The sequence below is a fragment of the Steroidobacter sp. genome, from assembly GCF_016790065.1.
Taxonomy (GTDB): domain Bacteria; phylum Pseudomonadota; class Gammaproteobacteria; order Steroidobacterales; family Steroidobacteraceae; genus Steroidobacter.
The window spans coordinates 1-11,762 of record NZ_JAEUPY010000157.1 but is presented as its reverse complement, the minus strand read 5'-3'; the positions used below and the strand labels follow the sequence as shown (position 1 = coordinate 11,762).

Here is an 11,762-nt window from a genome sequence, read left to right as displayed (position 1 = left end):
GGCATTCGGCCGGCAATCGAGTCGGGCTTGATGGCGGCGGCCAATGCGCTTGCGGTGAATGGCGACTACCGACGTGAGCGCTTGTCACATTACGAGGCGGCTTTACGAACGAGATTCGGCGAGCGCGGCGAAGCGCCGGCGCTGTCGATGTTGCCTGCGAAGGTGCGCCTGGCACTGGCGCGAGGATTGATGCGAACACAGTGGTTCGCACGCAATGTGATCCTGGACCGCTGGTTCCTGCACGCGCAGTTGCCGGCGCTGTATTCCTAGTTGGCGCTGGCCGTCCACTTCCAATCGCGAACTTCGGGCATGTCTTCGCCGTGCTTGCGCACGTGCTCGCGATGCTCGATCAGCTTGTCTCGTAGCCGCTGACGCAGGTGACCGGCTTGCGAGCCCAGGCTCGGCACCAAATCGATGGCGGCTTCGGCGAGGTGATAGCGATCGAGATCGTTCAGCACCGTCATGTCGAACGGCGTGGTGGTCGTGCCTTCCTCCTTGTAGCCGCGCACGTGCAAGTTATCGTGGCCTTTGCGTCGATAGGTGAGGCGATGGATCAGCCACGGATAGCCATGGAACGCAAACAAGATGGGCTTATCCGTGGTGAAAATCGAATCGAACTCCTTGTCGCGCATGCCATGCGGATGTTCGCTCTCGGGCTGCAAGGTCATGAGGTTCACGACATTGACCACTCGGATGCGCAGCGACGGCAGCCATTCGCGGAGCATCGAGACGGCCGCAAGTGTTTCCAGCGTGGGCACGTCGCCGGCGCAGGCCATGACGATGTCGGGCGAGCCATTCTGGTCATTGCTGGCCCAGTCCCAGATGCCGGCGCCGGCGCTGCAATGTTTGATCGCGGCGTCCATCGACAGCCATTGATACTGCGGCTGTTTACCGGCGACCACCACGTTCACGTAGTTCCGGCTGCGCAGGCAATGGTCGGTCACGCTCAGCAAGCTATTGGCATCCGGCGGCAGATACACACGGACCACTTCCGGCTTCTTGTTGATCACGTGGTCGATGAAGCCCGGGTCCTGATGGCTGAAGCCGTTGTGGTCCTGCCGCCAGACATGCGAGGTCAGCAGATAATTCAATGATGCAATGGGCCGGCGCCAGGCGATGTGATTACAGGTCTTGAGCCACTTGGCGTGCTGATTGAACATCGAGTCGACGATATGAATGAACGCCTCATAGCAACTGAAAAAGCCGTGCCGGCCGGTCAATAGATAACCTTCCAGCCAGCCTTGGCATTGATGTTCGCTCAGCATCTCCATGACCCGGCCATCGGCGGCGACACTGCTGTCGGTGGGCTCGATGCGGGCCGCCGACATGCGCGAAGTGACTTTCAGTACTTCGTCCCAACGATTGGAGGTGAACTCGTCCGGCGAGAACAGCCGAAAGTTGGCCGAGTCCATGTTCATCTTCATCACATCGCGCAGAAACTTGCCTTGCACGCGAGTGGATTCGGCAGTGCGCGAGCCAGGCTCGGGCAATTCGACGGCGTAGTCGCGGAAGTCGGGAAGGCGCAGATCTCGCAGTATCGCGCCGCCATTGGCGTGCGGGTTGTCGCCCATGCGGCGTTTGCCGGCCGGCGCGAGTTCGCGCAACTCAGGTCGCAACTTACCTTCGGCAGTAAACAACTCTTCGGGTTTGTAGCTGCGCATCCATGTTTCGAGCAGCTGCAGGTGAGCTTTTTTCTCGGCCAGTTGCGCCAGCGGCACTTGATGCGAACGCCAGCTGTTCTCCACCGGAATGCCGTCCACTTGTTCCGGGCCGGTCCAGCCTTTGGGTGTGCGTAACACGATCATCGGCCAGCGTGGTCGCTGCCGGAAACCATTGGTGCGTGCGTCGGTCTGGATTTCGCGAATACGTTCGACGATCCGGTCCAGCGTTTTGGCCATGGCCAGATGAGTCGCGGCGATGCTGTCTTCTTCGCGAACGAAGAAAGGTTCGTAACCGTAGCCTTGCATGAGTTGCGCGAGCTCTTCCTCAGGAATGCGTGCGAGCACCGTCGGACCGGCGATTTTGTAGCCGTTCAAATGCAGGATGGGCAACACCGCGCCATCGCGCGCTGGATTTAGAAACTTGTTGGAGTGCCAGCTGGTGGCCAACGGGCCGGTCTCGGCCTCGCCGTCGCCGATCACACAAGCGACCAGCAGGTTGGGATTGTCGAACGCCGCGCCGGTCGCATGCGACAACGCGTAGCCCAGCTCACCGCCTTCGTGAATCGAACCCGGAGTCTCCGGCGCCACGTGGCTGGGAATGCCGCCGGGGAACGAGAACTGCTTGAACAGTTTGCGCAGTCCCTCTTTGTCCTCGGAAATATTGGTGTAGTACTCGCTGTAAGTGCCTTCCAAGTAGACGTTGGCCACTAGCGCCGGACCGCCATGACCGGGACCGGCGACATACAACACATCCAAATCGTACTTGCGGATGGCGCGATTCAGATGCGCGTACAGGAAGTTGAGGCCCGGCGTCGTGCCCCAGTGACCGAGCAGGCGCGGCTTGACGTGCGACAACTGCAGCGGCTGCTCGAGCAGCGGGTTGTCCATCAAATAGATCTGGCCCACGGCCAGATAGTTGGCCGCGCGCCAATAGGCGTCGAGCCGTGTCAGATAGTCAGCGCTGAGCGTGGGGTCGTTGCGATTCGCGTCGGTCATGAAACTCTCCAGGCACGCTCGATCATCCTCAGCCGTTACCCTAGCCGCTTCCTTGGGTTTCGCCGTTCAAGGTCAGATGCATCTTCACCAAATGCGCCACCGAGCGAGCCTGCATTTTTTCCATGACATTGGCACGATGGATCTCGACGGTGCGTTCGCTCAAGCCCAGGTCGATGGCAATCACTTTGTTGGCGCGACCGTCGACGACCAGGCCCATCACTTCGCGCTCACGCGGTGTGAGCGACTCGCTGCGACGTTTGAGGTCGGCATGACGCTCCACCGTCTCGCGATTCTCAGCATCCTGTTTCAGCGCGCCGTTGATACGGTCGAGCAGGTCCTGATCGCGGAACGGTTTCTGTAGAAAGTCGAACGCGCCGTCTTTCATGGCCTGTACCGCCATCGGAATGTCGCCATGACCGGTGATCAGAATGACCGGCAGCATGGAGCCGCTGCGATTGAGCTGCTGCTGCACTTCCAGGCCGCTCATTTCCGGCATGCGCACGTCCAGCACCAGACAGCCGGGCTGATTGGGGTCGAGCTTTTGCAGGAATTCGGCGGGGCGCTCGAACGGCACGGCGTTGTAGCCGACCGTCGACATCAGCACGCTCAATGCGCGGCGCATGCCATCGTCGTCGTCGACGATGTACACGGTAGGTTTTTTGCGAGGGTTTTTGATGACGCTCATGAGTCAGTTTCGATCAGGCCGTTCGAGTTAGGCAATCGCGGCCGGCACTCTAAACCAAAACTTGGCGCCACCGCCGTCGACATCGTCGCAGCCGATGGCGCCTTCGTGGGCTTCGACGATAGCGCGGCTGGAGGCCAGGCCCAAGCCGGTGCCTTGATCCTTGGTAGTAAAAAACGGTCGAAACAATTGCGCACGGGCCTCGGTCGTCAAGCCGGCGCCGTTGTCGATCACGGCCGTGGTCACGGCGTAGCGATCGCCTGTCACTTCGATGCGAACCCGCGCCGGACGTTGATCGGGGCGGCGCACTTCGAGTGAATTTTGCACGAGCGTGTAAAGCACGTGCTGAATGCGCAAGCGATCGACAGCGACTGAGGGCAATCCGTCCGCGACCGCCACTTCGAGGCGCACACCGGCGCGCCCCGCGAGCAATTCCAGCACCGGCATCAATTCAGCGAGCACCTCCGACATGGCGCAGATCGAGCGATCCACCGCGGTGTCATTGAACAATTTACGGATGCGCCGAATGCCTTGGCCGGCATTGAGTGCTTCGTTGCTGATGTGGCGCAGGACGTCCAGCGCTGCGCCGGTCATCGGCTCGGGCCGCGACAACATGCGTTCGGCGGCCTGCGCAAAGGTGGCGATGGCGCCGATGGGCTGATTCAACTCGTGCGCGAAGCCGCTGGCCATTTCTTCCAGCGCGGAGGTGCGCGCGATCTGCATCAACTGCTCGAGCAGCCGCGACGGGTCAGCAGGCATGGCGGAACTCGCGCCCGATTCGGGTGACAAGGACACAGTGGCGGGGCGGCTTTGCCATGGTTCCGGGAGTTTCATATGGGTCGCAGACTGCCGCAACCCCCGGCCCGGAACACCCGCGACTTCCACGGAAGCGACTACGCCCGCCCCGTAGAGCCACGCCTGGCGGTGGCTTCCGATCTTGTGTCGTCGGCCAAAGCGGCATAATTTGCGCGCAGTTCCCGTTAGCGCCACCGCCCGTTCAGTCGTCAAGATGGACCAGCTCAGCGATATCACTCAACACCTGCTGCGTTTCTCCCCGGATGCCTTGATCGTCGTCGATGCTGCCGGCTGCATTCGTTTCGCCAATCACACGGTGACCGAGCTGTTTGGCTACGAGCCCGAGCAATTGCTGGACAAGCCGCTCGAGACGCTGATTCCCGAGCGCCTGCGCGGCAAGCACGTCAGTCATCTCACCGGCTTTTTGAGCCGGCCCGGCAATCGTGAAATGGGTGCGCGTATCGCCGACTTGTTCGCGCGTCGCGCCGACGGCAGTGAGTTCGCGGCCGGCATTCGGCTGGCGCCGTTCAAAATCGGTGGCACGCTGTTCGTGGCCGCGGCGATTCGCGACAACACCGAGCGGCAGAAGATCAATGAAGCTCTGATCGCTGCGCGCGAAGACGCCGATCGCGCCAATCGCGCCAAGAGCCGGTTCCTGGCTACCGCCAGTCATGATTTGCGCCAGCCCATTCAGACCATCCGGTTGTTGAATGCGGCCATGCTGAAGATTTCGCGGCCCGACCTGCGGGAGTTATTGCAACAGCAAGAACGCGCCATCGAAGGCATGACGCGCATGTTGAATGCGTTGCTCGACATCAGTCGCTTGGAGTCGGGCGCCATCGAACCGCAGATCAGCAACGTACCGCTGACCGATGTACTTCATCAGCTCACCACTGAGTTCGAGTCGGTGGCACAGGCGCGGGGCATCGCATTTCGCATCGAGCCTGCGGCATTGGTGGTCTCGACCGATCGCACTTTGTTTTATCAGCTGTTACAGAACCTGGTCGGCAACGCGTTGAAGTACACCGATCAGGGCGAGGTCTCGGTGCTTTGCGCGCCCGGCAGCTCGGCACTGACGATTACGGTGAGCGATAGCGGCATCGGCATTCCGGCGGACAAGCTGGATCGAATTTTCGATGAGTACTACCAGGTCGATACCCAAGGCGCGAAACGCATGGGGGTGGGCTTGGGGTTGGCCATCGTGAAAGAAGTCGCGCGGTTGTTGGGATTCAGCGTGAGCATTACTTCGCGAGTTGGCGAAGGCACGCGGGCCACGGTGAGTATCCCGAATCAATATTTGATGGCGATGCCGGCTGGTGCTGATGTTACTAGCACGGTCGAACCTGTCGGCGGCATCACGCGGCGCTCGCGAGTGCTGCTGGTCGAAGACAACGACGGCGTGCGGTTGGCGACGGAATTGTTTTTGCGCTTCGAAGGGTTTCATGTCGAAAGCGCGGCGTCCGCGGCCGAGGCAGAGGTTTTGTTCGAACGCTTCCAGCGCGGTGATGTGATCGTTGCCGACTATCATCTGGACGGACGGAATACCGGCTTGGAGTTGCTGACTCGGCTGCGTCAGCGAATCGGTTTCGAGGTGCCGGGCGTGGTGCTCAGCGGCGACCTGCCATCAGTGTTGCGCTCGTTGCGCAGCCCCGTGCCGAATTGCCGGTTCTTGAGCAAGCCGGTTGATACCGCGGCATTGCTCGATGCGATTGATGAGTTGTCCGCAGAGGCCGGCGGCACTCTTCGCAGCGCTGCTGGTGGGACGGGCTAACGCGGTTCCGCGGGTTCGCCGGGGCTTGTCCGGACCAGTTACGCGGTTGTCCCGATACCGAGCGCTGCGCCGTGATTCGAGACTCGACTCGACGGCATGAGCTCGACTGCGAACATGGACTACATCAAACAGATTCTGGTCATCGTTGATCCGACCCGAAGGCCGGGCGACTCGAGGAGCTCGGCCGGGGAAGTCCCTCGGGACGTAGCGGAGGAGCATCCGGCAGTTACCAAAGCGGCCGTGCTCGCCGAGAAGTTCAACGCTCGGCTGGAGCTGTTCGTCTGTGACACCAAGGCGGCTCGTGACATTCGTTTGTCGTCGCATGTGCGCACTCATGCGGATGAACCGTTCCCGGTCAACACCAAAGCATTTCTGGAGCGCCTGGCCGAGCCACTGCGCGCGCGTGGCATCGATGTGACGACGGAAGTCGCGTCCGCCGATCCGCTGCACGTCGGCTTGATCGATCGGACGCGCCACACCAACGCCGATCTGGTCGTCAAAGACACGCATCATCATTCGCTCGCGCAACGAACGTTTCTTACCAATACCGACTGGCAATTGATTCGTGGCTGTCCGGTGCCGCTGCTCCTAACCAAGAGCGCGCCATGGACATCTGCGCCTCGCGTGGTAGCCGCGGTCGATCCGGGTCACGTCAACGACAAGCCGGAAATTCTGGATCATTGGATCGTCGAGCATGCCTCGCTGTTCGCTCAGAAGCTGCAGGGCGAGCTACACGTGTTACATGTTTATTTGCCGCTGGCCATCGTCGGCGCAGCGACTGTGACCGGCCCGACCATGGGCGCCTCGATCACGCCGGAAGAGTTGGCGCTGGAGGAGTCGAATCGCCGCAAGCTGGTGACAGCGCTGGTGAGCGAATACAACGTCGCGCCCGAAAACATTCATTTGGAATTGGGCGGGCCAGCGCAGATCGTGCCGATTGCAGCGTCACGCATTCACGCCGACGTAATGACGATGGGTGCGATTGCCCGCAGCGGGCTGAGACGAATCTTCGTCGGCAGCACGGCCGAGGATGTGCTCGAGCGGCTGCCGTGCGATGCGTTGATCGTGAAGCCGCCGAACTTCGGCGATCAAGTTGCGCTCTGAGTGAGCGCAACTCAAACCATTACTCGCGTCGGAGCAGCGCGCCGGCCGCGGAGTAGCCGCCGCCGAATGCAACCAGCAGCGCGTATTCGCCCGGTTCGAGCTTGTGCAGGTAACGATGCAGAGTGATGGCGACGCTGGCGCAGCCGGTGTTACCAAGCTCGCCGATGGTCAACGCCACTCGCTGCGGTTGCAGGCCGAGATCGTTGGCGACGCTGTCGATGATACGTTTGTTCGCCTGGTGCGGAATCACCAGCCGCAGGTCGCTGACCGCGAGCTTGTTACGTTCCAGCAGCAGCCGCGCCATGCCGGCCATTTCCCGGCAGGCATGCACGAAAATGTCCTTGCCATGATGCATGACCAAGCCGCCGTCCCGCGGCACCATGGTGATGCCGAACGGACCTTTGCCGCGATCGGCCAGGCCGACGGTGTGAGTGTCCAGCACTTCCAAGGACAGCTTGCCCGGTGTGTTGCCCAGAATCAGGGCAGCGGCGCCGTCGCCCCATAAGTGACCGGATTTTTCGTCGCCGTCCGAGGAGTACAGGCTGTTGTGCTCGGAGGCCACGATCAGCGCTTTGCGCGAGCGGCCCGAGGCGAAGTAGGCGGACGCCAGGTCGATGGCGTCGATGAAAGACGAGCACGCGGTCGACAAATAGATGGCGCGCGCATTGGCCAACGAGAACTCCCGCTGCAACACATGGGCGATGGTGCCGATGGTGTCCCACGGGGTGTAGGACGCGCCGATGATCAGGTCCACGTCCTCGAGCGTCGCATCGCCCGTGCGGAGCAGGTGTTTGACGGCGGCGATGGCCATCGAGTTGGCGTTCTCGCCTTCGCCGGCGCGCCGGCGCTGCCGAATGCCGGTCAGTTGCTCGAACCAGGGCGAAGGCCGGCCGGTCAGCCGCGCAAAGTAGTCGTTGTCCACGACCCTTTCCGGCACGTATTCGCCTGAGGCATGAATGAACATCGGTCGTCTCTGGACTGTCAAAACGCAGCGATCTCGGTAGGAAGGGGTAACTGGGGCCCGCGCCTCCGGCGGCCCCCACGAGGCGAGGGGCGATTATACCTTGGAGTAAGCTGCGCGGATTTCGTCCGTGAACATCTGCCCGTAACGCGCCAGTTTGGCCTGGCCCACTCCCGGGATGGTGGCAAATTCTTCCAGATTGGCCGGCGCCCGGCGCACCATTTCGCGCAGGGTGGCGTCGTGGAAAATGACGTACGGCGGCACGCCGCTACGATCCGCGACCTGCTTGCGCAAGGCTCGTAGACGGTCGAACAACGGCTGGTCGGCCACGTGCAGGTCTTCGGCCGCGCCGGCCGCTTCGGATTTGCGACGGCTCGAGGGCGGCGCCTCGGCGATATGGACCTTGCGCTCACCGCGCAACACTTCCCAGCTGAGCGCGTTGAGCGACAGCACCGGATAGCCATCCTGTGTCTCCTGGACCAGGCCTTGATGCAGCAGGGCGCGCACCACACTGCGCCACAGCTCGACGCCATGCTGTTTGCCGATGCCGTACACGCTGAGCTGCGCATGACCGTTGTCGATCAGGCGCTGCGCCTGGCTGCCGCGCAGGATGTCGATCAGATAGGCGCCGCCATATCGTTCGCGTCGTTGTGCCAGCCGCGCGATGCATGACAAAAACTGTTGAGCTTCGATGGTGCGGTCGTGGAGTTGGCGAGGATTGCGGCAGTTGTCGCAATTCCCGCACGAACCGGTGAGCACTTCGCCGAAGTATCGCAGCTGGATTCCACGGCGGCATTCGGTGGACTCGGCGTAGTTGAGCACCTGGCGCAGCTGCTGCCGGGCCAGTCGCTGCTCGTCTTCGAGCGGCGCGCCGGTGTCCGGATCGACCTTTTGCTGGATCAGGAACTCGGCGGTGCGAATGTCGGCGGCGCTGAAATACAGAATGCACTCGGCCGGGTCGCCGTCGCGACCGGCGCGGCCCGACTCCTGATAGTAGCTTTCCAGCGTGCGCGGCAGATCGTAGTGGACCACCCAGCGCACGTCGGGCTTGTTGATGCCCATGCCGAACGCGATGGTGGCGACCACGACGCGCGCGTCATCGCGGATGAAGGCCTCTTGATTGCTCCGCCGTTGCTCGGCATCGAGGCCGGCGTGATAAGGCACGGCGGCGATGCCGTCCGATTGTAATTGCAACGCCAGCTCATCGACCCGTTTGCGCGACAGGCAGTACACGATGCCCGACTCGTCCTCGCGCGCGCGTGCCAGCAACTCGTCGTACGTTTTCTTGTTCTTCGGCCGCACGCCGTAATAGAGATTCGGTCGATTGAAGCTGGCGACGTGCACCGCCGGCTCATGCAGTGCCAGCTGATTGACGATGTCCTCACGGACGCGCGGTGTCGCGGTGGCCGTGAACGCAAACAACGGAATGTTTGCATGACGCCGGCGCAGGGCGGCGAGCTGCCGATACTCCGGACGAAAATCGTGGCCCCATTCGGACACGCAATGCGCCTCGTCGACCACGAATGCGTTGACGCCGCGGCCTTCGACCAGACGGTTCAGCACGCCATCGAAAAAGTTCGGCTGCAGTAGACGTTCGGGGGCGAGATACAGAAGTTTGTATTCGCCTTTGGCCGCTCCGCGCAGCCGCGCGCTGACTTCGCTCGGCTCGAGGCTGGAGTTGATGTAAGTGGCCGCGATGCCGTTGTCCTGGAGCAGGCGCACCTGGTCCTGCATCAGCGCGATCAGCGGCGAGATGACCAGCGTGATCCCGGGCTGCAGAACTGCCGGTAACTGAAAGCACAACGACTTGCCGCCGCCGGTGGGCATGATGGCCAGCAAGTCGCGGCCGGCCAGCGCGTCGCGCACGACCGCTTCCTGGCCAGGACGGAACGTGCTGAAACCAAAGCGGCTCTTGAGCGCGGCGGCGAGATCGAGGGCGGAACCATCGGCGAGGGCGGCGGGGGGCGTCGGGACTGTCACCCCGGCATCATCGCATCCCGGTTGCGGCTTTGGCACCGGATGTGGCCGCCGAGCCCGACAATTCTTTGCCGAGCCTAAGCCGTCTTCAACTGGTAGGCTCGTGCGAACAGCAACTACAACAAGTGCATCTCGAGGGATGCATCCAAGGGGGCTTCGTGACCGACCAGCAGAAGAATGCGCGCTTCGCTCTGGCGGTGTTGTTCGGCATCAACCTGATGAATTTTTTCGACCGGCAGATCGCCGGCGCATTGGGTGAGCCGATTCGCATCGAATTCGGCCTGAACGACACGCAGCTGGGTTTCGTCGCTACGGTGTTCACCTTGGTGTACGCCGCCGTCGGCGTGCCGCTGGGGCGACTCACCGATAATTGGCTGCGCACGCGCTTGATTGCCATCGGCGTGACCTTCTGGAGCGTACTCACTGCCGCGTCCGGTCTCGCCTGGAACTACACGTCGTTCTTGTTGACGCGCGTCGGTGTCGGTATCGGCGAGGCGAGTTGCGCGCCGGCCGGGCAGTCGCTGATTGGCGATTTGTATCCGCCCGAACGTCGCGCGCGAGCTATGGCCATCTTCATGCTGGGTCTGCCGCTCGGCCTGTTCGCGGCGTACATGCTTGCCGGTGTCATCGGTCAGGCTTGGGGCTGGCGGGCGGCGTTCTTCGTGGCATGCGTGCCGGGATTGCTGTTGGCGGTGCTCGCGCTGTTTATCAAAGAGCCGCCGCGCGGCGCAGTCGAAGCTCGGACGTCGCTGGCATTGCCAGTCTCGCCGTATCGCACGGTGATGCGGATCAAGACGCTGTGGTGGATCGTGCTGTCCGGCATGCTGTTCAACTTCAACAGCTACGCGGTCAATGTGTTTCAGACGCCGTTCCTGCAACGCTTCCATGAGCTGGGGCTCAAGGATGCCAACACCATTTCGGCGGTGTCGCTGGGGTTGACCGGCGCGATCGGTTTGCTGGTCGGTGGCTGGCTCGGCGATCGCCTGCGTGTCTCGCGACCGAACGGCCGTGTACTGGTCGCCGCGTATGCGTTGCTGCTTGCCGCGCCGTGCGTATTCTTGGCACTTCAGCAGCCGAAGGGCGGCATCACGATGTTCGCGATTCTGATGGGGGCGTCGAGCGCGCTGTCGTTCGCGTATTACTCAACGGTGTATAGCGCGATTCAAGATGTCGTCGCGCCCAACCTGCGTGGCACGGCGGTGTCGTTGTACTTCTTCGCGATGTATGTGCTGGGCGCGAGCTTCGGTTCGACCGTCATGGGTGCGCTGAGCGACCACTTCGCGCATCAAGCCATGCTGACTGCCGGCGCGGCAGAAATGGAAGCAGCGTTCCGCGCCTCGGGTTTGCACAGCGCGATGTATGTGATCCCGGCGTTGATGTTGTTGTGCTCGGGGTCGCTGTTCGGCGCGTCGCGGACCATTACCGCTGACATGAAGGCGATGCAGACGCAGTCGAACTGATGAAGTTCGCCTGCGGGCGCAGGCTTATCTCGTTCCGGTCAGGCTTTCCATCATCAAGCCCGTGCCACCTTTGGACACGTGCGCGACGATGGCGGTGCGGCGATGAATCTTGGTGACCACGCCGAGATTGATGGCGAACGCCAGGTGCACCGTGGCACCTTTCTTCAACCCCAGGTTTTCGGTTTCGATGAACACACCGTTCGCGCTCAGATTGCGCGCGCGGCACAGCTTGCCGGGACGGCCGGGGACGGAAACGTAAACGGCGGTACGTGCTCTGTGACGTGTATGGAGACGTCGCTCCATGCTCAACTCCCCGAGGTTTCGACGCGCGATCATTATGCCGCGCTCCCACTCA

General features: G+C 62.1%; 9 protein-coding genes and 1 pseudogene. 4 read left to right on the top strand and 6 right to left on the bottom strand.

Translation table 11 applies throughout. The features are described from left to right. Nucleotides 1-270 (top strand): annotated as a pseudogene (locus JNL55_RS06685) (NAD(P)/FAD-dependent oxidoreductase); the annotation flags it as partial. On the opposite strand, the gene JNL55_RS06680 reads toward JNL55_RS06685, so the two are convergent. From JNL55_RS06680 to JNL55_RS06670, 3 genes are read right to left on the bottom strand one after another with little or no spacing between them, the layout of a single operon-like run. After that, nucleotides 267-2,657: a phosphoketolase gene (locus JNL55_RS06680; RefSeq protein ID WP_293851045.1), complete on the bottom strand. Its 2,391-nt coding sequence runs from the start codon at nucleotides 2,655-2,657 to the stop codon at nucleotides 267-269. The pseudogene JNL55_RS06685 and the gene JNL55_RS06680 sit on opposite strands and share 4 nt — an antisense overlap. A 40-nt stretch (nucleotides 2,658-2,697) precedes the next feature. Further along, nucleotides 2,698-3,342 (bottom strand): response regulator transcription factor, encoded by a 645-nt coding sequence (locus tag JNL55_RS06675; RefSeq protein WP_293851042.1) that lies wholly within the window; start codon nucleotides 3,340-3,342, stop codon nucleotides 2,698-2,700. Nucleotides 3,343-3,369: 27 nt separating this feature from the next. Next, nucleotides 3,370-4,098 carry a sensor histidine kinase gene (locus JNL55_RS06670; protein ID WP_293851039.1) on the bottom strand — a complete coding sequence of 243 codons (729 nt, stop codon included), beginning with the start codon at nucleotides 4,096-4,098 and terminating at the stop codon, nucleotides 3,370-3,372. A gap of 250 nt (nucleotides 4,099-4,348) precedes the next feature. Here JNL55_RS06670 and JNL55_RS06665 point away from each other — a divergent pair, with 250 nt between their 5' ends. Beyond that, the gene (locus tag JNL55_RS06665; protein ID WP_293851037.1) at nucleotides 4,349-5,905 is read left to right on the top strand and encodes an ATP-binding protein; all 1,557 of its coding nucleotides are present in this window, start codon (nucleotides 4,349-4,351) and stop codon (nucleotides 5,903-5,905) included. Between the two features lie 96 nt (nucleotides 5,906-6,001). Next, nucleotides 6,002-7,009: a universal stress protein gene (locus tag JNL55_RS06660; protein ID WP_293851035.1), complete on the top strand. Its 1,008-nt coding sequence runs from the start codon at nucleotides 6,002-6,004 to the stop codon at nucleotides 7,007-7,009. Nucleotides 7,010-7,028: 19 nt separating this feature from the next. Here the strand turns inward: JNL55_RS06660 and JNL55_RS06655 are convergent, their stop codons facing one another. Both JNL55_RS06655 and recQ read right to left on the bottom strand, forming a co-directional pair. Continuing rightward, nucleotides 7,029-7,973 (bottom strand): 3-oxoacyl-ACP synthase III family protein, encoded by a 945-nt coding sequence (locus tag JNL55_RS06655; RefSeq protein WP_293851032.1) that lies wholly within the window; start codon nucleotides 7,971-7,973, stop codon nucleotides 7,029-7,031. A gap of 93 nt (nucleotides 7,974-8,066) precedes the next feature. Further along, nucleotides 8,067-9,950, bottom strand: coding sequence for a DNA helicase RecQ (gene recQ, locus JNL55_RS06650; RefSeq protein ID WP_293851030.1), 1,884 nt, complete (start codon nucleotides 9,948-9,950; stop codon nucleotides 8,067-8,069). A gap of 155 nt (nucleotides 9,951-10,105) precedes the next feature. On the opposite strand from recQ, the gene JNL55_RS06645 reads away from it, so the two are divergent. Continuing rightward, nucleotides 10,106-11,407, top strand: coding sequence for a spinster family MFS transporter (locus tag JNL55_RS06645; protein WP_293851028.1), 1,302 nt, complete (start codon nucleotides 10,106-10,108; stop codon nucleotides 11,405-11,407). A 24-nt stretch (nucleotides 11,408-11,431) separates the two neighbouring features. Here the strand turns inward: JNL55_RS06645 and JNL55_RS06640 are convergent. After that, on the bottom strand, nucleotides 11,432-11,762 hold a 331-nt coding region (locus tag JNL55_RS06640; protein WP_293851025.1), incomplete at its 5' end, for a PilZ domain-containing protein.